This is a genomic window from Gracilibacillus kekensis (assembly GCF_900143085.1).
In the GTDB taxonomy this organism is placed as follows: Bacteria; Bacillota; Bacilli; order Bacillales; family Amphibacillaceae; genus Gracilibacillus; species Gracilibacillus kekensis.
This window is the reverse complement of record NZ_FRCZ01000001.1, coordinates 1101163-1124478: the sequence shown is the minus strand read 5'-3', so window position 1 is coordinate 1124478 and position 23316 is coordinate 1101163. Positions and strand designations below refer to the sequence as shown.

General features: G+C 38.8%; 24 protein-coding genes. 20 read left to right on the top strand and 4 right to left on the bottom strand.

What is annotated here, in order from left to right:
* Positions 1 to 2 precede the first annotated feature (2 nt).
* Positions 3 to 518, top strand: a complete 516-nt coding sequence (locus BUC25_RS05110) for a hypothetical protein (RefSeq protein WP_073200246.1) — start codon at positions 3 to 5, stop codon at positions 516 to 518.
* Positions 519 to 907: 389 nt separating this feature from the next.
* Entirely contained in the window at positions 908 to 2200 is a 1293-nt protein-coding gene (locus BUC25_RS05105; protein WP_084543367.1) for a DUF3427 domain-containing protein, read from the top strand.
* 76 nt (positions 2201 to 2276) lie between these two features.
* Here BUC25_RS05105 and BUC25_RS05100 read toward each other — a convergent pair whose 3' ends face one another.
* Positions 2277 to 2684 (bottom strand): (deoxy)nucleoside triphosphate pyrophosphohydrolase, encoded by a 408-nt coding sequence (locus BUC25_RS05100; protein ID WP_073200244.1) that lies wholly within the window; start codon positions 2682 to 2684, stop codon positions 2277 to 2279.
* 138 nt (positions 2685 to 2822) lie between these two features.
* Here BUC25_RS05100 and BUC25_RS05095 point away from each other — a divergent pair, with 138 nt between their 5' ends.
* Together BUC25_RS05095 and BUC25_RS05090 are read left to right on the top strand one after the other, a co-directional pair.
* Positions 2823 to 2918 (top strand): putative holin-like toxin, encoded by a 96-nt coding sequence (locus BUC25_RS05095; protein WP_073200242.1) that lies wholly within the window; start codon positions 2823 to 2825, stop codon positions 2916 to 2918.
* Between the two features lie 343 nt (positions 2919 to 3261).
* Entirely contained in the window at positions 3262 to 3798 is a 537-nt protein-coding gene (locus tag BUC25_RS05090) for a hypothetical protein (RefSeq protein WP_073200240.1), read from the top strand.
* Between the two features lie 177 nt (positions 3799 to 3975).
* Here BUC25_RS05090 and BUC25_RS19670 read toward each other — a convergent pair whose 3' ends face one another.
* Complete coding sequence (locus tag BUC25_RS19670; protein ID WP_280174038.1) at positions 3976 to 4110, bottom strand: hypothetical protein; 135 nt, start codon at positions 4108 to 4110, stop codon at positions 3976 to 3978.
* Between the two features lie 326 nt (positions 4111 to 4436).
* On the opposite strand from BUC25_RS19670, the gene BUC25_RS05085 reads away from it, so the two are divergent.
* The 5 genes from BUC25_RS05085 to BUC25_RS05065 all read left to right on the top strand — a co-directional run bounded on the left by BUC25_RS05085 (position 4437) and on the right by BUC25_RS05065 (position 9364).
* Positions 4437 to 6134 (top strand): T7SS effector LXG polymorphic toxin, encoded by a 1698-nt coding sequence (locus tag BUC25_RS05085; protein ID WP_073200238.1) that lies wholly within the window; start codon positions 4437 to 4439, stop codon positions 6132 to 6134.
* Between the two features lie 17 nt (positions 6135 to 6151).
* Positions 6152 to 6541, top strand: a complete 390-nt coding sequence (locus tag BUC25_RS05080) for a hypothetical protein (protein ID WP_073200236.1) — start codon at positions 6152 to 6154, stop codon at positions 6539 to 6541.
* A 456-nt stretch (positions 6542 to 6997) separates the two neighbouring features.
* Positions 6998 to 7636, top strand: coding sequence for a DnaD domain protein (locus tag BUC25_RS05075; RefSeq protein ID WP_073200234.1), 639 nt, complete (start codon positions 6998 to 7000; stop codon positions 7634 to 7636).
* A 142-nt stretch (positions 7637 to 7778) separates the two neighbouring features.
* Entirely contained in the window at positions 7779 to 8105 is a 327-nt protein-coding gene (locus BUC25_RS05070; protein ID WP_073200232.1) for a replicative helicase loader/inhibitor, read from the top strand.
* A complete protein-coding gene (locus BUC25_RS05065; protein ID WP_244535126.1) occupies positions 8012 to 9364 on the top strand; it encodes a replicative DNA helicase in 1353 nt (450 codons plus the stop codon). The genes BUC25_RS05070 and BUC25_RS05065 overlap by 94 nt, the downstream gene beginning before the upstream one ends.
* Before the next feature lie 255 nt (positions 9365 to 9619).
* Here the strand turns inward: BUC25_RS05065 and BUC25_RS05060 are convergent, their stop codons facing one another.
* Positions 9620 to 10210: a hypothetical protein gene (locus BUC25_RS05060; protein WP_073200229.1), complete on the bottom strand. Its 591-nt coding sequence runs from the start codon at positions 10208 to 10210 to the stop codon at positions 9620 to 9622.
* A 149-nt stretch (positions 10211 to 10359) separates the two neighbouring features.
* Positions 10360 to 10827: a hypothetical protein gene (locus tag BUC25_RS05055; protein WP_073200227.1), complete on the bottom strand. Its 468-nt coding sequence runs from the start codon at positions 10825 to 10827 to the stop codon at positions 10360 to 10362.
* A gap of 100 nt (positions 10828 to 10927) precedes the next feature.
* Here BUC25_RS05055 and BUC25_RS05050 point away from each other — a divergent pair, with 100 nt between their 5' ends.
* The 11 genes from BUC25_RS05050 to BUC25_RS05000 all read left to right on the top strand — a co-directional run bounded on the left by BUC25_RS05050 (position 10928) and on the right by BUC25_RS05000 (position 23248).
* On the top strand, positions 10928 to 12088 hold the full coding sequence (locus tag BUC25_RS05050) for a GntR family transcriptional regulator (protein WP_084543366.1): 1161 nt from the start codon (positions 10928 to 10930) through the stop codon (positions 12086 to 12088).
* Positions 12089 to 12313: 225 nt separating this feature from the next.
* Positions 12314 to 13600 carry a glycoside hydrolase family 125 protein gene (locus BUC25_RS05045; protein WP_073200223.1) on the top strand — a complete coding sequence of 429 codons (1287 nt, stop codon included), beginning with the start codon at positions 12314 to 12316 and terminating at the stop codon, positions 13598 to 13600.
* Between the two features lie 23 nt (positions 13601 to 13623).
* On the top strand, positions 13624 to 14916 hold the full coding sequence (locus tag BUC25_RS05040; protein ID WP_170862638.1) for an ABC transporter substrate-binding protein: 1293 nt from the start codon (positions 13624 to 13626) through the stop codon (positions 14914 to 14916).
* Between the two features lie 199 nt (positions 14917 to 15115).
* A complete protein-coding gene (locus BUC25_RS05035; protein ID WP_244535142.1) occupies positions 15116 to 15835 on the top strand; it encodes a carbohydrate ABC transporter permease in 720 nt (239 codons plus the stop codon).
* A gap of 16 nt (positions 15836 to 15851) precedes the next feature.
* Positions 15852 to 16721 carry a carbohydrate ABC transporter permease gene (locus BUC25_RS05030; protein ID WP_073200220.1) on the top strand — a complete coding sequence of 290 codons (870 nt, stop codon included), beginning with the start codon at positions 15852 to 15854 and terminating at the stop codon, positions 16719 to 16721.
* A 20-nt stretch (positions 16722 to 16741) separates the two neighbouring features.
* Positions 16742 to 17377 (top strand): YesL family protein, encoded by a 636-nt coding sequence (locus BUC25_RS05025; protein ID WP_073200218.1) that lies wholly within the window; start codon positions 16742 to 16744, stop codon positions 17375 to 17377.
* Between the two features lie 69 nt (positions 17378 to 17446).
* Positions 17447 to 19243, top strand: a complete 1797-nt coding sequence (locus tag BUC25_RS05020) for a glycoside hydrolase family 76 protein (RefSeq protein ID WP_073200216.1) — start codon at positions 17447 to 17449, stop codon at positions 19241 to 19243.
* Positions 19244 to 19275: 32 nt separating this feature from the next.
* On the top strand, positions 19276 to 20244 hold the full coding sequence (locus tag BUC25_RS05015; RefSeq protein WP_073200214.1) for a Gfo/Idh/MocA family protein: 969 nt from the start codon (positions 19276 to 19278) through the stop codon (positions 20242 to 20244).
* Between the two features lie 43 nt (positions 20245 to 20287).
* Positions 20288 to 21139: a sugar phosphate isomerase/epimerase family protein gene (locus BUC25_RS05010; protein ID WP_244535125.1), complete on the top strand. Its 852-nt coding sequence runs from the start codon at positions 20288 to 20290 to the stop codon at positions 21137 to 21139.
* A gap of 94 nt (positions 21140 to 21233) precedes the next feature.
* Positions 21234 to 22286 carry an oxidoreductase gene (locus BUC25_RS05005; protein WP_073200210.1) on the top strand — a complete coding sequence of 351 codons (1053 nt, stop codon included), beginning with the start codon at positions 21234 to 21236 and terminating at the stop codon, positions 22284 to 22286.
* Positions 22287 to 22426: 140 nt separating this feature from the next.
* Positions 22427 to 23248, top strand: a complete 822-nt coding sequence (locus tag BUC25_RS05000; protein ID WP_073200208.1) for a sugar phosphate isomerase/epimerase family protein — start codon at positions 22427 to 22429, stop codon at positions 23246 to 23248.
* The last annotated feature ends 68 nt before the right edge of the window (positions 23249 to 23316 follow it).

The following is a 23316-nucleotide window of genomic DNA, read 5'->3' as shown; positions in this document are numbered from 1 at the left end:
TAATGGAAAACGCTAAGGTTAAAATTAACGTTCAAACAGGTGATATTGAGCTTGAAGGGACGGAAAAGTTTGTAACAGAACAAATGAATGACTTAGAAACTACGGTAGATATAATTGCGCAATTACTTAAAAATGAGCCTGAAACCTCTGTAGAAGAATTTGAAGAAAGAAAAGAGCAAGAACAAGAAAAATTGGCTAAAGTCGAAGAAAACACGTTGGATACTAATTGTCCAATGGGTGAATTTTATCAGAAATTTAAAGAGGGGCTAAATGATCTAGATAAGGCTCTAATCACTGCATACTTTATCCAGAAACAAAATCCTGATAATGAATTTAAAACTCGTGAAGTATCTGAAGCATTAAAAGAGCATGGAATTAAACTTACAAATCCTTCCACTTCATTAAATAGATTGTCTGATAAGAAATATATCTTTCTAACAAGAAAAGAAGGGAAAAAATTAAAGTATCAAAGAGTTTCTGCCGATGGTGTTGAATGTTTGAAAACATTACTAAGATAATTTTTCTACTTTATGATTGACCGGTTCATTGATAAACATAATCTTTTCCATTTTCATAGGATCCTTATCAATATAATTATCATGTCTGATATTGACTTTAAATGAATCTGGCAGTTCTTTTTATTTCTTTGTATTGTTGACGTAGAAAAACCTATAAAGACCACAAAAGGAGTATCATCATAATGAGTAGAATTTGAATCTGGCGGGGCAAACACATAAATCGAGGTTTGCTCCTTATATTAAGTTTTCTTTATATGACTCTCTCGCAAGCATCACCTCGGCCATCTGGCTTTAACACTTCTATCAAGTCTCTAAACTTCACCTCTTAATCTCATAACGACATGACACTATTCTTGTCCACATCAATATTCTCATCATTCCATTGAACTATGTCTTTCTATAAAGGGGTGTACTTCTTCCTCTTTACTCGACCACTTACTTCTTTATCAGAAACATCCTTATTTACCAGGTCAAAAAAGCAACTAGGTCGTGGACTTCGCCTGCATGATGATAAAGAATGCTTAACGGTACTTGATTTTATAGGACAAGCCCATAAGGAATATAAGTTTGAGGATAAATTTCGAGCATTAATTGGACGCTCTCGTCATGCGATTAAACATTATGTAGAAAATGGATTCTCTACTTTACCACGAGGGAGTTTTATTCAATTAGAGAAGCAGGCAAAAGACTATGTGCTTAGAAATATTATGACAATTAAAAATTCGAAGCAAAATATCTTGATGAAGTTGGAGAACTTTACCCATCACACAAGTCAAAAGTTAACGCTCGTCAATTTTTTGGAATTTTATCAACTGACAGCTTATGATTTTTATGGTCGGAGTGGAGATCGTTCCTTTTACCGTTTGCTAGTAGAAACTGGACTATATAATGACTTTCATTATGATAGGGAGAAAGATATAACGAAGCGTCTTCCATATTTATTACACATTAATTCAGAGCACTTGTTAAGCTTTTATTTGCGGTATTTAAAGGATGGGGAAGTACGTAATCAAGAAGAGCAATTCATGCTCAATATGTTATATTACACTATTTTCCGTAAAAGTCCTGAAAAATTGGAAGTTGATTCGATTGCAGAAGGTTTACAAGAGGTATTAAGAAGCAGTGAGATGAAGAAAGAGATCCAAGCCATCTTCACGTATAATTACCAACATTTAGAACTAGTGGAAAAATCACATGATCTACCTTTCACTACGCCATTGCGTGTTCATTGTAGTTATTCCACCGATCAGGTTTTGGCTGCTTTAGGTTATTATAATGAAGAGCGGCGTACTGAGTTTCGAGAAGGTGCCATCCATCTGAAGGATAAAAAAGCAGATGTCTTTTTCATCACGTTAAATAAATCGGATAAAGATTTTTCGCCTTCTAAGATGTATGATGATTATGCTATGAATGAGTGGTTATTTCATTGGCAATCCCAAAGCAGAACATCGGTTACTTCTGAAACGGCTAAACGCTATATTCATCATCGCGAGCGCAATCATCAAATCTTGTTGTTTGTGCGAGAATATCGACAAGAGAATGGCTATGCGGCTCCGTTTACTTTCTTAGGCACTGCTGAGTATGTAAGACATTCTGGAAGTAAACCGGTTAGTTTTGTTTGGAAGCTTCATGAAAAAATGCCAGCAAAGCTTATTGTTCAGGCTAATAAGCATATTTTATAAATGACGGCTTGATTAGTGGTGTTGGTATACGTCTGATAATCATTATAGTCGCTGTAATAAAAAGGTCTTCCTCGTGCTATGAGGAAGACCTTTTAGCTTTCATGATTTTTTCTACAGCAGGTATATCTGCAGGTGCCCAAACAATTGAATCTAAATGTTCTTTGGAAAGCCATATTAATTTAGCATGTTCGCTTGCTTTAAGCGTACCTTCAATAATGGTAGCTTGGATGACGTGTATATGAATAATAAAGGTGTCGTATTCATGTGTATGTTCACAGATGATCTCACCGGTTGTTATTTTACAATCTAGTTCTTCTGATATTTCTCTTTGTAATGCAACATGAGCAGTCTCATCTTTTTTAATTTTTCCTCCAGGAAACTCCCATTTGTTCGGGAGGCTCATGTGGTGGGAACGTAAAGCACAGAGAATTTCGCGGTTTTCATTTTCAATACAGGCTGCAGCTACTTCTATTGTTTTTTTCATTAGGATCCTCCAATGAGAATGTGAATAAATAATTTATAAAATAGAATGAATGTTCGATATGGTTATGGTATACTAAAAAATGGATAATGTTCTTTTAGGGTAAGGTCGGCTAATCCCCTTTGGAAGGGGGTGATGCCTATGAGTATGTATGAAAGTTTCATGGTACTATTTGGATTCGGTACCTTCTTGATTGCATTACTCGCTTTGATCGTTTCGCTGATCAATAGAAAATAGACCTCCCTATTTGCCCAAGAAGTAACTAGGAGAGGTCTATCACACTCGATAGCCGATCCCTCTGGGGGAACCGCTTATCCATAACCCGTAGTATCCGCTACGGGTTATATTATATGCATTTCTTACCAAAATTATAACATATCGATTAGTATTTGTCATTATGGCTAAAGTGATACATGGTGGTGGTTCGATCCTCTTTTTAAATGTGAAGCATTCGCAGTTACCCCATGAATAAAATGTTTGTTTCAACTTATATATTCTATTGTCTATCTTATGGTAAAATATGTATGAGTTAATTGTTTCTTCAGAAAGTAGGGTAATAGATGAGATAGGAGTGAGGATATTGCAGCGAAAAACTTACATTTATACTATTTGGGGTGTTATTGGTTTAATCGCTTTTATTATAATAAGTGTTACCCTTTATTTGAATAATGAGCAAGATGATTTTGTTAGCACAGAGGATATAAATTTTAATGTATTAAACGTTGAAGAAAAAGGAGAAAATACCTTTTTCATAACTGCAGAGATTATTAATAATAGTAATTTTGATTTAGAAACCAATCATATATATATAGACGAATTAAATCATGCAACTCAGCAAGAAACTTCCTCAACAATATCAGGGAATACAAATAGCTCTTCCAATACATTAACTGTGGATGATGAACAACCAGCAGCTATTCCCGTGATAAATCATAGAGGGAACTTTAACAGTATATCTGCAAATAACTCCATTGAAATAGGCTTTGAATATCAATTGGAGGAACATGGCACCGATGAGTTAATTATATTATTTCGCAGTGATGAATATCGAGATGATAGAGATGCGTTGACAAAATACTATACCATAATCACTACAAGTACAGTTATTAATAAGTAGATTGAAGTTATCAGCAAGATAGGGTTTTAACCTTTTAATAGTGACAAACCAAAAGCAGAACATCCGTTATCTCTGAAACATTACAATGCTACATTTCTTCCACGCAAAATCTACATGTAAAATGTCAGCAAAGTTGATCATACAGGTGAATAACGACCAAATCTTATTAAGGGAGAATTAATCTTGCATTCGTGTGCCTTCAATAATGGTAGATTGAATGACGTATATATGAATAATAAAGGTCTCTGTATTCCCACATTCACTCGGTACCTTCTTGATTGCATTGCTCGCTTTGATCGTTTCGCTGATCAATAGAAAATAGACCTCCCTATTAACCGACAAAGTGAGTAGGTGAGGTCTATTCGTATGTCGATAGCCGATCCCTCTGGGGGAACCGCTTATCCATAACCCGTAGTATCCGCTACGGGTTATATTATATGCATTTCTTACCAAAATTATAATATATATTGTCATTATGGCTAAAGTGATACACGGTGGCGGTTCACTCCTCTTTTTATATGTGAGGCATTCGCAGTTACCCCCTGAATAAAATGGTCATTTCAACTTATATATTCTACCGTTTATTTTGTGGTAAAATATGTATTGGTTTATATTTCCTTTAGAAAGTGGGGTAATAGATGTCCAATCTAAAGATAACGGTGGAGGAAGTAAAAGCATTTCACGACAAGGTTCAAAGAGAAACCTCCTCTCTTGCAACATCTATTCAGGAAGTGGAAAACAATATTGAGAAAATTGTTCAAATGGATCGATTTCAAGGAGAAGCAGCTGAGGCAGCCAAAGCATATTTCCAAGTGTTACATAGGACGCTACTTCAGGCATTTAAAGGTCTCTTTGAGCAACTAGAAGCAAACATAGGCCATCATCTAAACGATTTTCATATGGAGGTCGATGCGAGTCACGACACCACGATTCACCAAGCCTACCTAGACGAAACAGAAGAGGGCATCCAACAGACTTCCCAACAGCTAGAATCATTACATACAGATATCCAGCACATCATAAAAAGTGTTTCAGATATATCATCGGCTCGCGCACCAAATTCTTCTAAAATGTTAGAAGATAAAGAGGCGAGTAAACAAGTTGTGACCAAATTATCCGATCGATTGGAACGCTTTTCGGTGGGATACAGAAATGATCACAGGGAGATTGACCAGGCATTACGTGAGATTAATAATCTAATGAGTAAAGCTACTACACAAACAGGCAAGACTCAAATAGCGGATGACTTTGCCGCGCGGTTACCATTTATTCAATCATATGTAACTGAAGCAAGAGGAAGTACGGTATTTCAAGGGTTGCTTATGAGCCATAAAGAGCAGTTTGGACAAGCAACATTAGGTACTATTTCTTCTCAAGCAATAGGAAATACAGCAGGTTTACAACAATATATGCATCCATCCTACGTTGGTTATAACGGCAGTCCAATTGCTTACCGCTATATGCACCTTCGAACAGTGGGAACGATCCAACAGGCAAATGCGTGGTGGTATCAAACCATGTTTTATCAGACGAGCAAGACGAATCAGCAGTTGAATCAAATGTCGTTATTTAACTATCAAACTAGCCAAGTAAACCACAAGACTGATAAACTAGCATCAGAGGATCCTGGTAATGCGGAACCGGTAACAGAAGAAGAGGCTATACAGGCCTATTTGAAAAACCTACAAAATGGAGAAATAGAGAGCGATCCTAATTGGAGTTCGGATATGCTAGCATATCCTGAGCCAAGTTTTGAAAATAAGCGAGCAGTGATGGGTGGCTTGGGAACGGGAAGCCCGGATGGTTTAGCAGGTCCCGCTACAGAGACGGTTGACTTTTTCACAGAAGATATTGCCACTATGATTGATCCGAATGCTTCCATGGCAGACAGAACGATGGCTTCGATGTTTACTCTTGTGAAGCCTTTGAAGTTGCTGGATAAAATAGGTGATGTAGCAGGTCCAGGTATACAAAAGGTTGTTAGGAAACAAGGTACGGGTAAAAGCACTTCAAATTTTCCAAATCGTGCAAAACTCGAAGGACATTTTGATAAGCATGGTAAGGAATTTAATGGATTATATAAAAATGCGGACGAGTATCTTGAAGGTGCAAAAAGGGTTATTAATAATGGTATTAAGGTGAAGTATGAATATAAAGGGGAAATAAGGACAGGATATGTCAAATTTATGGGGAATAACAAAAATGGTAAAGCAAAATTTGAATTTGTAGGTACTAATAATAACGGAAATATTACGACCTACCATACTCAGAGTGGTAAAAAGATTTGGAAGACCATTAATGGTGAAAATATTCCAGTAATTAATCCAGCAGATTAGGAAGGGAGGAATTATATATGGTATATACTGCTCTTGTTAAAAGGCTAGACCCACTTATTGAGGAAGAAGTGACACTTGAGCTCGAAGGTATTGAATTTACAGGATTTGCTTTTATTTGTCCATATAAAATTGAAGAAGGAAAAAGTTATCCTGTATCAATAGGGTTTACTATCTTAAATCAGTTAATGATTCATGAAATCCAAGAAGAGAAGAAAGAAATAGAACGTATTGGTTTGGGTTATGAATATTATATAAGAGGTTTGTTACATCAGGATACAATTGACGCAGGGTTAGTTTTCGTAGATGACGATGAATATTTCTCTGATTATCCTGAATTGATGGATAAATATGTAGAAATAAAAGTTGACAGAATTAGTATAGAATTTCTAAGGACAACAACTGATTAAATGAAGAAGTTTGAATTCGTAAAGTATTAATACTCACAAAAGTTAAATAGATAGCTGTAAAACACTTGATTGCCATTTTAAGCATCAAGTGTTTTTTATGATTATATATAGTAAATCAAGACTTAAAAGACATAGATAATTTTTTATTTTACCTTGATGGGTTTAATAACCTTTCAAGGTTTCTTTTATTAGGAAGGGGGTTAGCCATTTCCACTGGGGAATTATAAAACAATTTAAGAATACAAACAATTAGAAGAACAAGAAACCAAATGTATAGCAACACTTTATCCAATACAAGATCCAACCACTAATAACATTCAATTCCCTACCCAAAAGACCCCCAACTTTTCACCAACAAAACGACACCTTTCCCACTCTCAAATTGATTATAAAGATGAACAGCAAAATGGACCAATGTAAGTTCCATTTATCATCTTTATAAGGAGAGGATTACCAATGAATTATTTGAAAGAACTGAATGCGTTTCGAGAGTATGTATTAAGGTTCCACCTTCCTACCAGTGCCGTTGTATTGTGGTATACGTTGATGCAGATTAACAATTCAACCGGATGGAAAAAGCGGTTTGAAGCATCAAATTCCATTGTCAATCAATTATGCGGCTTATCGAAGCAAAGTGTTGCGAACGCTCGGACGACCTTGATTGAAAAAGGACTGATTGATTACACTCCAGGTAAAAAAGGAGTCGCTCCGATTTATCAAATGTTATCGGTATTGGACCAATTACCATACGCAACTAAAGATTCCTATACTAGTACTAACACTGAGCCAGCTCAAGACCAGAACATAAATCCTACCACAAACAATGACCCGTCCTTTGACCAATGTGAGGAAGCAAAGTGGAACAAACTTAAAGAAATACCTAAACAAAAAGAAAGAAGAAAAGAAAGTAAGAGTGAAGAAGATGCTTTTATCGTCTATGAAGCTAATTTTGGCATACTCAGTCCAATTGCTAGAGAGAGTTTGCAAGAGTGGATTGCCGACATGGGAGATGCAATGGTTATTGCTGCGATGAAACTTGCGATAAAAAGTGGTGGGCAGACGTTTCGTTATCTTGAGAAAATTTTGCAAGAATGAACGCGGGCGAAACTGGAAACCGTTGAGCAGTTAAAAGTGTATCAACAGCGGAAAGACCAACATAGAGCGAGAGGTTCTTCGCATCATGCCAAGGTAGATCAAAAAGGTGCCGTATTTGCGAAATTGCGAAAGGGGTCAGCACATGACGAGAGATGAGGCAATCGATGTATTGGAAAGTATTGCGGCCCTCTATCCGAACTTTGAAATGACAGAACGGAAAGGGAACTTACTTATTCCCGTTCTTATGAAAATGGACTATCAAGGTTTGCTCAAGCAGCTTTCTGACTATGCGGCAAGTAACCCTTTTCCTCCGACGATCGCTGCGATTGCTGACTATCCACCTGAAGACAATGTGTATTTAACAAGAATGAAGCGATGGAAAGAAGAAGCTGGCAACGTACCACTAGAGGTAAAGCAACGATTTCGAGTTCAAATGAAGACGCTGATCAAGGAGAAGGCGAAATCATGACTGCTCTTGTCAATTATGAAGCAGAGGTTGCCGTACTTGGTGCTGTCTTAGTTGACGGGACATTGATCAAAGATTTGGAGTTGGAAGTTAAGCATTTTTATCACAAGAACCATCAACTGATTTACCGATCGATGCAAAAGGCGTCAGAGCAACAGGAGTTTATCGATATCCCCGTGGTGACGACACATTTAGGCAAGGCGATACACGAAGTCGGAGAAGTGTCCTATTTATTAAAAATGGCAGAGTCTGTAGCAACGACAGTCAATTTCAAACATCATGAACGATTGATTAAAGACGCCTATCGCATTCGGAAAGGACGGGAAGCGGCACTGAAATATACATCGAATCCTTCGGAGGAAGGGCTGGATGCGCTCATCAAGAATTTACAACATTTCCGCGAAGAAGGGGCGAACAGGCAGGAGAAGACAACCTATGATTATTTAATCGAATTAACCGAGGAGATGTATGCAAGCGACGGACCGACAGGATTTATGTCCACCTATCAGGAATTAGATGATATGACAGGTGGCTGGCAAAAAGGAGATTTAATTATAGTAGCTGCCAGACCATCTGTTGGGAAGACTGCCTTTGCTTTAAATCTGGCAGCGAGCCATTGCAAGAACGGCGACGCAGCAACGATTATTAGTTTGGAAATGGGCAGTAAACAGCTGTTACAACGAATGACTTCGGCAGAGGCGCGTGTGAACGGACAGAAGTGGAGAACGTCTTCCTTTTCCGAAAAAGATTATCAACAAGCAAGTCTTGCGGTAGGTGAAATATCTAATTGGGACCTAACGATTTTTGATAAGAAACGAACAATTAGTGAAATACGTTATGCGATCAGAGGGCAAATCCATCAGAATCCTGACGCGAAACACATTATCATTGTTGATTATCTACAAATGATCATACCAGCAAAGCAATATGATCGAGAGGATATTTCGATCGGTGAAATGACCCGCGAAATAAAGTTGTTAGCGATTGAAATGGAGGTGCCAATCCTGTTATTATCGCAATTATCAAGGGGTGTGGAGGCAAGGCATAACAAACGGCCACTTATGTCGGACTTAAGAGGATCTGGCAATATTGAACAGGATGCCGATCTCATTATGTTTTTGTACCGGGAGGATTATTATCAGAAGGAAACTGATAAGGCGGATGTGATGGAGGTGATTCTTCAAAAACATCGGAATGGACCAGTTGGCACTGTGGAATTGGGGTTTTTTAAGGAATATGGGCAGTTTGTTGGGAGGGGGTGAGGTTTTTACATCTACGGATGGAACATGCTATGAGGAAGAATTTAATAAAAAGATTAACACGATAATATGATGATTATGTAATGAATGAGTGGTTATTTCATTTGCAATTTCAAAGTAGAAGGTCGATTTAATCAATTGAAAGAATTATTCTTCCTTTTTACTAATGACTTAATGTCTACTTTATGTTGAGCTTTCGAAAAAGAGTGCAAGGCTCCTCACTTAAAGCTCGCCCATAAAATAAATGTAGACTAAATTTTATTCGAGTTTCTCTAGTGTTTCTAATTTTATTGTAATCGTATTATTAGGGTTGCTTATTATTTTTCCGTTTTCATATTCATAAGAACCTTGAAATGGATTTAATAAATTAGCAGGTGAATCATCAAGTGTTTCTAAAAATAAAATGTATTCTTTATCTTTTTCTAAATAAGAGACATCCTCATCAATCATTATTGTGTTTCCTATTTCACCGCCGATTTGTTTGACCTCAATAATATCACCTTTTTCGATATCACCCTTATATGAATGATCTACTTTAACTTTGTGGACAGTAAATATTAATTTAGTGTGATCAATTTCACCACCAGGGTTAGAATATTCATCATCCGTTTCGTCTGGTTCGATTGCAGGATCTCTCCACTCCACGGTAGTTCCAAGAACCTTTCCTTTTACGACTAGGTTTGCTAAATTCTCTAAACTCTCCACGTCTTCATGTAAATTAAAGTAGCCCCCCGTATAGAATACTTCCTTATCATTTGCAACCGTTGTTTTATCTTCCGCTTTATTAGCACATGCAGTGGTTAATATGGAGGCGAACAATAAAATTAGAATCAATGTCATTTTTTTCAACTCAAACACTCCTCTTAAGAGTTTTATTTTTATGATGTTAAACATATCACCGATTTAGTGCGTTCTTATTTCAAACATCTAATTTGTTACTTCTCATTAACCCTTATAGCATTATTCAACGGAGTCGTAATTACTTTGTCAATTCACTTTTAATAAAGCAAGTAAACGTTTGTTACGTAACAGAAGTGCTCGTTCTGCCCCAGCAAGTGCTCCAATCCGGCAATTATAATGTTATCAATCGGACCTAATTTTATGGGAGATTCAAACGTGCCTATATTATCAGCAACCCAAGGAATTTGAGTTAGACTTTCTGCTATTTGGGGGAGACCTAGAATGGTAACTACTAAAAGTGTGCATATCGATATGAATCCAATCCACTTACTTAAAGTAGGATATTGATCGTCTAGTTTCAAACGTAAGCCTCTAATGGATTTAGTGTCTGGAAGTAAGGGATACTCTTTTTCTTCCTCATTAACGTAATGCATTCTGTTAATTCCGTGAGAACCAGATGATACTTCTATAATACCATTTTCAACCGGGAATGTAGCAGGAAGAGTGGAATATGCAATATGCTTACCATTACGATATAAGTCAGCTCTTGGTTCTGTAAGTACCATAGCATATGAATCTTACAATCCATGCCACATTCCATAGGAGGCTTTACAAATATGATATAACATGATATAACATTAAGTAGATGTTTAAATAAAGGTTGGTGTGTTTGCTTTGTCAAAGCCATTATATGAAGTTTTATATGAGAATATAAAGAACGATATAAACCTAGGTGTATATAAAGAGGGAGACCGTGTCCCCTCAGAGAAAGAATTATCCCAGCAATTTGAGGTCAGTAGAATCACAACTAAAAAAGCACTTGAATTATTAGCAACGGAAGGATTGATTATAAGACAGCCGGGAAGAGGGTCTTTTGTAAAACATACTTCTACCAACGAAAAAGAGTCAGTTGAAGATGATGGAAAGTTATCGAAAAAAGAGAGGACTGCTCCGCTGATTGGTTTAGTGATTACAGATTTCGATGATAGCTACGGGACAGCACTTATTTCATCTATTGAAAAGTGTACCGCAAAACACTCTTGCTTCTTAGTGCTACGTCGTACCTTTGGAATCGTAGACATCGAGCAAAAAGCGATTCGAGAATTGGTGGAACTTGGGGTAGAGGGGCTCATTATCTTTCCTGCTCAAGCAGAATATTTTAACGAGGAAATCTTAAAGCTCGTCTTGAATAAATTTCCGTTAGTATTAGTTGATCGTCACTTGAAGGGTATATCTACGGCATCAGTAAGTACAAATAATGTGGAGGCAGCCAGAAAAGGCGCTGAATACTTGTTGGACTTAGGCCATAGGCATATTGGTTTGATGACTCCGCCTCCAAATGATACCACTCCTTTGGAGGATCGGATTGAAGGGTTTATTCAAGCGCATGCAGAAAATGGTGTAATGGTTGATCGGGACCTTTGGATAAATAGCTTAACGTCCACACTGCCAAACTCATTTCGGCCGCCTAATATTAATCAAGACATAGAAAAAATAAAAAAACATTTGCTAGATCATCCATCTATAACAGCTTTATTTGCTGCAGAATATTATATTGCTTTAATGGCGATTGAAGCTGTAAAAGAGTTAGGGATGTCTGTGCCTGAAGATGTTTCAATTATCTGCTTTGATAGCCCGCCGACACATATAGGGGAATTCCAACTCACTTACTTGGCTCAGGATCAGGAACAGATGGGTCAAAAAGTATTTGAAATCCTAATGAAATTAAGAAATAAAGGTGATGACAATGTAGTTCCAAATCGTATAGTATTAGATGCTAATCTAATAATTGGTAACTCCACAGCATCGTTGGCAGTAAAAAAATGATACAGGTTAATTTGCGCCTCTACTATTGATGAGGCGTATTTTTTTCTTTAAATAATAAAATTGACACATACTGCATTAATATAAACCTCCATTCCTTACATAAAAATTCTTTTTCTACTACAAATGGTATATTCATATGTTATATTTATTTTCCTATTGACATACTATTTGTATATCATATATACTATTTGTAAGCGCTTCAGAAAAAAGGAGGTGAGTACATAAATGAGAACGAATGAATTACCGGTAGCAATGACTGATGTGATGGAACATGTCACCAAACAATTAGCAGATCGTCCAAAGCTTGCAAAAATGTTTGAAAATTGTTTTAAAAATACGATACAAACCACAGTGGAGGAGTTAGATGAACGATTTACTTTTATTATAACTGGTGACATTCCTGCAATGTGGTTGCGAGATTCAGCTGCTCAAGTAAAGCCCTACCTTGCAATTGCTGATCAAGATAAGACAATTGCTCGTATGATTGAAGGTGTGATTAACCGGCAAATCTATTATATTAATCTTGACCCTTATGCAAATGCGTTTAATAAAGAGGCTAACGGAGATGGACATCAAAAGGACATAACTGATATGTCAGATTGGATCTGGGAAAGAAAATATGAAATTGATTCATTATGCTATCCTATTCAATTATCTTATCTATTTTGGAAGAAGACAGGGATTACTAGTCACTTTGACGATAACTTTTTGAAAGCAGTTAAGAAGATAATCGAGGTTTGGAAGGTAGAGCAAAACCACGAAGAATTTTCGAGTTATAGATTCCAACGAGAAAATTGTCAGCCGTCAGATACACTGACGCGTGAGGGTTTTGGTGAACCAGTACGTTACACGGGCATGACATGGTCGGGTTTCAGACCGAGTGATGACGCATGTAAATATGGCTATCTGATTCCTTCCAACATGTTTGCAATTGTAGTTCTTAACTATATGGAAGAAATTCTGACGACATTTTATAACTCCAGCTCTATCCTAAATAGTGTAAGGAAACTGAAAGATGAAATTCAAGCTGGAATTGATAAATATGGGATTGTTGATCATCCGAAGTACGGAAAAATATATGCTTACGAGACAGATGGTTTTGGGAATTACAATTTGATGGATGATGCCAATGTACCGAGTTTACTAGCATTGCCATACCTCGGTTACTGTAGAATTGAGGATGAAATCTATCAAAATACGAGAGCTTTTATTTTAAGTAAAGAAAATCCTTATTACTTTGAAGGAATGGCTGCTAAAGGTATTGGCAGCCCGCATACACCCGATCAATATGTATGGCATATTGCGCTAGCGATTCAAGGGCTGACAACAAATTCTTCTGAAGAAAAAGAGGAGTTACTAAAACTCTTTGAAACTACGGATGCTGGAACTGGCTATCTCCATGAGGGCTTCCATGTCGATAACCCTAATGAATTTACCCGTAAATGGTTTTCATGGGCGAACGCCATGTTTTGTGAATTTATTATGAGTATAACAGATAAGGGTTCAGATTAACTAATATACGAGGAGTGACGGCGATGAAAAATATCCAATTAAAGTGGATGGCTATGTTAGGTTTAATTCTGTTTTTAGCATTAGTAGGTTGTAGCGGTGACGATTCCGCTACCAGCGAAAATGAAAGCGGTTCAAACGATGAGAAGGTTAACCTGACATTTTGGGGTGACTGGACCGGTGAAGGGGAAGAGCAGTTTAACCATATGGTTGAAAAGTTTAACGATTCTCAGGATCGCATCGAAGTAGAATATGTCATTCAAGAAGATTTAGTTACTAAGTTTATGACAGGTATCACGTCTGGTCAAGTTCCTGACGTATTACTTTGGGATCGATGGAGAACGTCTCTTTATGCTCCAAAAGGAGTTCTACATCCCATTAATGAATACATGGAAGCCGATGGTATCTCGGAGGATGACTTTTTCGGAGAAGCTTTAAAGGAATTAAGCCATGATGGTAACTTATATGGTTTGCCGTTAACGGTTGATACAAGGGCGTTGTTCTATAATAAAGACCATTTTGAAGAAGCAGGGCTTGAGCCGCCTTCCACATGGGAAGAGCTACGAGATGCAGCGAAAAAGCTTACAGTGAAAAACGGAAATGATTTTGAACGAGTAGGTTTCTCCTTAAGTGATTTAGGGTTGTTTAATATGTGGATTCAACAAGCTGGTGGTCAAATGCTGACAGATGATTTATCAGCAACTGCTTATAATAGTGATGCAGGTTTAGAAGTTCTTGATTTCTGGAGCAAATTACTGTTTGAAGATGAAGTATATAAGCCTGGATTCGACAAAGGACTGGAGGGTGCACAACATCCGTTTATCACGGGAAAATCATCGATGCACTTTACGGGTCCATGGGATTTGCGTACGTATGAACAGTATAGTGACCAGTTAAACTATGGTGTTGTTCCACCGCCAGCAGGTCCAAATGGTGACCAAGGAGCAGTTATGGGTGGCTTTGGTTTAGCTGTTCCAGAAGCCTCCGAAAAGAAAGAAGCTGCCTGGGAATTTATTAAATGGTGGTTAGCAGAACCAGAAAATGCGCTCGAATGGGGTAAAACAAGCTTAAACATGCCGGGTAATAAAGTTGCTCTTGAGGATCCATTCTTCCAAGACGATCCTTTCTGGAAGCCGTTTATCGATGCTTTGGAGTTTTCTAAGATTCGCCCGCGTCATCCGGGTTATTCAGTTGCTGAACTTGATGCGTTAATTCCAAATCTGGAGAAGTTCGTTTTGGAAGAGCAATCAGCAGAAGAAACGTTAGAAAAAGCCCAAAAAGAGGGAGATAGGATGCTAGAGGAAAATGAAGCTGAGTAATATAGGCAGAGCACAAGAGAGTACCCTCTCTCTTGGCTCTGCTTCCAAAAAAAGTGGCTTTAACCGCTATCAGTCTCGGGCAGCATATTTCTTAATTGCCCCTACACTCATTTTATTTGTCATTTTTATGGTGATTCCAATTGGTATGGCGATATTCCTCAGTTTTACCAATTATGATATCATCAGCACCATGAGCTGGGTGGGCTTGGATAATTTTAAGCGACTAATGGATGATGCCATTCTATGGCAGACTTTTAGAAATGTCGGCTTGTTGACACTATTTTATGTACCGCTGATGATAATTATTTCGTTACTATTAGCTGTGTTGGTTACTCAGCCGTTTCGCGGTGTTACGCTATTTCGACTCGCTTTTTATATGCCAACCGTAACATCGGCAGTAGCGGCTTCCATTGTATGGCTATGGATGTTGAATTCAGAATATGGGATTGTTAATCAATTATTAAAATATGTAGGGATTACTGGTCCTGCATGGTTGTCTGAATCTGGTCCAGCTATGGCTTCTGTTATTGCGGTTACGCTCTGGCTTGGTGTTGGAGGCAACATGATCATTTACATGGCTGGTATTAAGGGGATCCCTGCTCAGCTATACGAAGCAGCAAGAATTGATGGTGCATCCGCCTTTAAACAACTTATTCATATAACATTTCCTATGCTTCGCCCTACGACATTATTAGTAAGTACGATGACTATTATTGGAGCGCTACAGATTTTTGACCAGGCGTATGTATTAACCCAAGGTGGTCCGGCGAATTCAACGAAAACGATTGTATACCATATTTATACTACGGGATTTGAACAGTTGCAAATGGGCTTTGCATCGGCTCAGGCCCTTGTTCTGACGTTAACAATTTTAATATTTACGGCTATAAACTTTAAGATAAATCAAAGTAAGGATTAAGAGGGGAGGACGTGAGATGAAAAAAGATCAAAATTTAAAAAAGCTTCTCTTTTATACCATAAGTTCGGCAATCGCGGTTGTGATGGTCATGCCGTTTATTTGGAGCTTGCTAACTTCGATTAAGCCAGATGCAGAAATATTTAAGATTCCACTGCAATGGCTTCCGTCTACGATAACCTTTGATCACTATATAGAAGCATTTGAATCTGTACCCTTTGGGCGTTACTTATTTAACTCCTTTTATCTCGCTATTATGGGGGTATTATTTAATCTGTTGTTTGGCTCTATGAGTGGATATGCATTTGCGAAGCTGAAATTTAAAGGTCGAAACGTTATCTTTGCCGTGTTACTTGCTGCGATGATGATTCCAGGCGTAGTGGTTATGATCCCACAGTATATTGTATTAAACAACATGCCATTAATGGGTGGGAACGACATTCTCGGTCAAGGTGGGCATGGACTTCTGAACAATTTCTGGGCGGTTATTCTTCCGGGAGCTGCTGGTTCGTTCGCAGTATTCTTTATGCGTCAATTTTTCTTAACTTTACCAGATGAATATATGGAATCAGCACGGATAGACGGGTGCAGTGAATTTCGAATTTATTGGAATTTGTACTTGCCGCTAACTAAACCTGCACTGGCAACGCTCGGTATTTTTACATTCCAGGCAGGATGGAACAGTTTCTTATGGCCCCTGATCGTCTTAAATGATCGCTCTTTATATACGGTGCAAATTGGGCTTCAGGCATTTACATTCGATAAGCAAACGGCATATGGACCGATGATGGCTGCAACTGTTGTTATAATTCTGCCGGTTATTGCGATCTTTATGTACTTACAAAAATATTTCATTGAAGGTGCAAACTTTTCTGGTATTAAAAGTTAAAACGATAGAGGGTGGATAGCATGCTTAAATTGATGGAATGGATTGCAAAGGCAGCTGGATTAAACATGTTATGGATTTTGTTTACATTATGTGGCTTTGGTTTCTTTGGAATGTTCCCGGCAACAATTGCTTTGTTAATGGTCACACGTGATTTACGAGTTGGAAATGATAAAAGAATAGCTAAGTCATTTCTAAATTATTATGTGGAAAATTTCGTGAAAGCAAATGTATATGGATATGTTTTTGTGAGCGTCAATCTAGTTATGATCACACTTACCTTCCATGCTATTTATCAAATCTCTTTATGGTTTGCCGTACCTATTTTTGTGGTGACAGTATTACTATTCATCATATCTCTGTATGTGCTACCAGTATTTACGTACTTTAAAGCCTCATTTTTGAATCACGTGAAACTTGCAACCGTGATTTCTTTAGGGCATCCAGCTGCCACGTTTGTATTGTTTTCTTTATTCGCGCTCAATTTTGGAGTGATTTTTTATTCGCGCATTTTAATCGCTTTTCCTATTCTGTTTATGTTCTTTATGGTTAGTCTTTCTGCCTATTTTGTAATGGTCATTTTATTGCCAGTTTTTAATAAGTATGGAAGATCTGACTTATTAGAGGTAGCAGAGGTCAACCAGGTGTCAAAAGTCTGATTGCTTTTTATCTGTTACTAAGATTAAAGTAAGCGCTTCAAAAAATATATATGAAAAAGGAGGGACTTCATGCTTTTTAAAAGGTGTGGGTTTCCAGTAGTAATTGCAGTCCTGTTCGTTTTTTCTACGTTAGTTTTCCAATCAGAGAACTTAAAAGCAACAACCTCGTGGAGCGAGGAATACGATGCAGCACAAGGCACATTGCATAATGTGGTAACAGAAAACGCAGAAGCTAATTATTTCGGAGAGGGTTATGTCGCTGGCTGGAATGGTGATGGTCAAGCGGTAGATATTCAGGTAAACGTGCCTAGGGACGATAAGTATACCCTTGTCTTTAACTATTCGGGTGCGGCTGGATCTGCAACCCGTTATCTCGAGGTAGACGGTGAGATGGTTGTGGATCAAGTGCGTTTCTCGGGAACAGGAAGCTGGGCGGATTGGCAGACAACCTATGTAAAAGATGTTTTCCTGACAGCCGGTGAGAATACAATAACGCTTGGCTTTGATTCTACTACAGGTAGCAGGAACTGGCTCAATTACGACAGTTTGCTTGTGAAAGAAGCTAGTTCGGAAGACGTGGTTGAATGGGGATTGAAGGAAGAAGCGGATCGCGCGCAACAATCCACTTACGAAAACTTCTGGAACGATAATAGTCACATGTTTAACAACCAATATCCCCATAATGAAAATAATGACCAATTCCATTATTGGTGGCAGGCACATGGTATTGATATATTGATCGATCGCTATGAACGATCGGGTGATGAAACTTATCTTGATCAGGCGGGCATTTTATATGAAGGAATTAAAACGCGGAACGGTGGAGATATTCGTAATGATTTCTATGACGACATGCTTTGGATGGCGCTTGCACTGCAACGTTTGCATCTCCATACGGATAATCCGGAGTATGAACAGGCTGTTCACACACTATGGGAAGACATTAAGACAGGTTGGAGCGATGAATATGGTGGAGGAATAGCATGGAACAAATTCCAACTTGATTATAAAAATACGCCTTCAAACGCTCCGGCAGTTATTCTTGCAGCACGTCTATATGAACAATATGGCAATCAAGAAGACTTAGAATGGGCTAAGAAAATATACAATTGGCATAAAAATACGTTAGTTGATCCGACAAACGGCTTAGTATGGGATGGCATTAACCGGACTGGTGACGGCAATATTGATAAAAGCTGGGAATTCACATACAACCAAGGGGTATATATCGGAGCATCTGTTAAGCTTTTTGAGATAACTGGCGACCAGCAATATCTCGATGCTGCTATTCAAACTGCTGAAACAACAAAAGAGAGATTTACGAATCACAACGGTATTATCTATGAAGGTGGTACTGGAGATGGAGGATTGTTCAAGGGTATTCTCACACGCTACGTAGCCGAGTTAGTGAAAACGGACCAATCACAAATAGAGCTGGCGGAGTGGATTGTTACTAATGCCCAAAGCGTTTGGAATCAAACAAAAACAGAGCCGGAAATTTTATTTGGGGGCACGTGGGAAGGTACGCTTAGTAAACCAGTTGAATTAAGCCAGCAACTAAGTGGTGTGATGTTAATGGAGCATGCAGTAACACTTGAGCCAGTCATTTTTGAGAGCGTATACAAAGAGCTGGCAACACAGGTCGATACTCTACAAACAGACGGTGATTTGAAAAAATCCGTTGCGAAGAAGTTAAGCAACCGAGTTAGACAGGTAGAGCACCACTACAATAAAGGAAATGATAAGCAAGCACTCAAGCATCTAGCTGAGTTTGAAAAGCATTTGCAAAAAGGGAAAGAGAAAGGTCATGTTACCGAATTGGCTTATGAGAAGTTACAATTACTCGTTGATAAAATATTGAACTAATATTGCAAGACTTAGTAAAAGGAGTGGGATGATTGGAAAAAATTCGAATTGGCTTTATTGGGACCGGAGGAATGGCACAAGTCCATGCCAGTCAGTTACTGGAGCTTGATAACGTGGAAATTTCCGCAATCACTGATGTGAGCGCTGAAGCACGTGAACAGTTTATATCACAATTAGGACTGACAAATGTTAAGCAATTTAAGGAGTACCACGACATGCTGGAGCAAGCTGAATTAGATGGAGTAATCATTTGCTCACCGCATACGCTACACTTTGAACAAGCTACAACGGTATTGGAGAGGGGCTTGCATGTTTTAATCGAAAAACCAATGACATGCTCCTCACGCGAAGCTGAACAATTAATCGAAACCGCGAAACAATCCGGAAAGATTATGCAAGTTTCATACCAGCGCCATTTTCAGCCAGAATTTATTTACATTCACGATGCAATTGCTTCTGGAAAGATCGGCGAAGTTACGTCTGTGACGGCATCGTTATACCAGCAATGGTGGCGTGGATCAAATGACACGTATTCGTGGCGGAAGGATCCGAAATTATCTGGGGGAGGTTTTTTAATGGACTCCGGTAGTCACATTATCGATGTATTACTCTGGACCACAGGTTTAACACCAGCCCATGTAACTTCACAGCTTTCCCAGCAGGGAGCACCAGTTGAAATTGATACGTTTACATCCATTCAATTTAAAGAAGGAGCGGTTGCCGGCTTAAATCTTGTAGGCTACTCTCCTACGTGGCATGAAACATATGTATTCTGTGGGGAAAAAGGTGCGATTTTTTATGAAAACGATAAAATCACCCTTCACATGTCAGGAGAAGAGCCAATACATCCACAATTACCGAAGCCGACAACCAACCAGGACAAGAGCTTTATAGATGCAATCTGTGGCGAGCATGAGGTGCAAGTACCTGGAGAGTTTGCACTAAAGGTTGTAAAGCTTTCGGAAATGATTTATAAATCAGCAGGCTATAAGCCTTACTAAAATGAGCTAGAGGAGCTGTTGCTAAATGAATTTTAATATTGGGATGCGGATCCCGCCGAAAATTGGAGCAGAAGGAATCGAGAAGATTGCAAGATGGGGAGCGGAAGTCGGTCTGGATTCCCTTGATGTCCCTCAATTAACGCCTGAAATAAGATCGGCCTGTGAAAAGGCTGGACTTGAAATTGGAACGGTCGATGTTGCGGGCGTTGCCCAGTTGTTCAGTTTAGATGAGCAACGTCGTGCTAATGCGGTTGACAACTTGAAACAACAAATGGCAGAAATATCGGCATTAGGGGGACGTGTATTATTTATGTGTTTAGTTCCTGAGGATCATACTCTTCCACGTGAAGAAAGCTTGGCAATTTGGAAAGATACATTTCCAGAAATCGTTAAGTACGCTGAGCAAAAGGATTTGTACATTGCGATAGAAGGCTGGCCAGGACCTGCACCGTATTATTCAACGATCGGATGTACGCCAGAAACATTGCGAGCGATGTTCGAAGCGATTCCATCCAAGCATTTCGGAATGACTTACGACCCGTCACACCTTGTTCGATTAGGCATTGATCATATTCGCGTGTTAACGGAATTCGGCGAGCGAGTAAATCATTGCCATGGTAAGGACACAGAAATATTATCTGACGAATTATACGAATGTGGCGTGATACAATCCACCTTCCCGGAAAAATATTTGTTTTCAGAAGGCTCCTGGCGCTATACGATACCAGGTCATGGGGAAGTTGATTGGGGAAAAGTTGCTGTCCGCTTGGAACAAATGGATTATAAAGGTCCGGTCAGTATCGAATTAGAGGACCATCGCTATTGGGGGTCCCTGCAGGCAGAACAGCAAGGCATCGTCAAGGCGGCGGAGCATCTGAAACTGTACTTTAAATAATAGTAAATGCTAAGGGCTACACACTGAATCTACTATTCTTTAATAAGCAATAGAGCGCAAGACTATCTCAAATAGGTGGATAAGGAGAGGAACGATGAGCGAAAAGGTTGGAGTGGGTATAGTCGGTTATGGGTTTGCATCAAGTACGTTTCATGCACCAATTATCGAAGCTGTACCACATCTACAGTTAAATAAAATTGTCCAACGTAACAGTAATAGTGCAAATGAGCGTTATCCAGAGATAGAGGTGGTAAAAGATGTGGACGCTCTTTATCGCGATGATGCCATTGATCTAGTTATAGTGACAACACCAAGTACAAATCACGTGCAGTTTGTTCGTGACGCCCTGCTTGCCGGAAAACATGTTGTCGTTGAAAAGCCGTTCACTACTACCTTCGAAGAAGCAGATAAGTTAATAGAACTGGCGAAAAAGCAAGGTAAGGTGCTGAGCGTCTTTCACAATCGCCGCTGGGATGGTGACTTTAGGACATTGTGTAAACTAGTGGACAGTGGAACGCTGGGCGAAGTAAAAGAGGCGATATTTCGGTGGGACAGATATATTCCTGAAGCGGACCCAGAAAAATGGCGTGACAGTAACGTACTTGGTTCAGGTGTCTTATATGACCTGGGTGTTCATTTCCTTGATCAAGCGCTTTGTCTATTTGGAAAACCAGCTACCATTCGTGCAGAGGTGAGAACGCTGCGGACGAGCGGAAAAGGCGATGATTATTTTGATGTCACTCTCGGGTATCAAAGCGGTTTGAGCGTTAACTTACAATCGAGTGTTCTTGCCCGTGAGCCTGGCCCGCGTTATGTGGTTCATGGCACATACGGTTCGTTTGTTAAGTATGGAGAAGACCCTCAGGAAGAAGCTTTAAAAGCAGGGGGAACACCTGTTGATCCGGATTGGGGCAAGGAATCGCCTGAAAGATGGGGGGAGCTCAACACCACTATGAATGGTCTCCATCTTAGTGGAAAAGTTGAAACAGTAGCGGGGGCTTATCAAGCATATTACCAAAATATTTACGAGACAATTACTGGCTGTGCTGATTTGGATGTTAAGCCGGAAGAAGCAGCTATGGCTATTAGATTAATTGAACTGGCTCATAAGAGTAATAGGGAAGGCCGGACGATTGAGGTAGAGTAATTAATTTGGCAAAAGATGTGGAGTTTGCTTGGAAGATGCTTTAATAAATCCGCGCAAGCTACTTGCCGTATTAACAAGTGAATTTTTTTACTTATTATTAAAGTTGGTTTAGGAAAAAATCTTCAAAAAGGATGAAGCAGATGCGTAATTTTAAATTTGCCATAAACACCTCTACTATAATTCCGTTTGATTTGAGCGTGATTGATCAAGTCAAGGTGGCAGCAGAGGCAGGCTATGATGGGATTGAGCTCTGGGTAAAAGACCTCCAAGCCTTTCTCGAAAAAGGTGGTTCACTAAATGAGTTAACAGATTGTTTGAAAGAAAGTGATATCGAAGTAGTTAATGCCATTAGCTTTTTTAAATGGTCAGATAGTGATGAGGCAACTAGAAAGCAAGGTCTACTGGAAGCAGAGCAGGAAATGAAACTTCTAAAAGAAATAGGCTGCAAAGCTGTTGCTGCCCCACCAAGTGGAAATCTGGCAGATATCCCTCTACAAACGATTGCAGATCATTACCATGAATTAATCATGCTTGCCAACCAGATAGGGATCGATGTTTACCTGGAGTTTTGGGGTAAAGCATTGAAGCTTAAAACGCTAAGTGAGGCAATATTTATTGCAATTGAAAGCGAGCTTCCTGATGTGAAGATATTGCTAGATCCTTTTCATATGTACATCGGGGATAGCAATTTCACTGGATTAGCATATCTTAGACAAGAACATATCGGTATTTTTCATGTAAATGATTATCCTGCTGAACCCCAACGGGATGTAATAAACGATTCAGATAGAGTATTTCCTGGAGATGGTATAGCGCCGACCGAGCAGATCGCCACTTACTTAGAAAAAATAAACTACAATGGTTATTTATCTTTAGAACTGTTCATTGAAGATTACGGCACACAATCCGCATTAGAGGTAGCGCGATATGGATTGAAAAGGATGAAGCAAACTTACCTTTAAAAAGAAGAAAAGAATTGGGATCTATCAAATGATTTAGATATAGACGTGTATAGCACCTGTGCATCTTA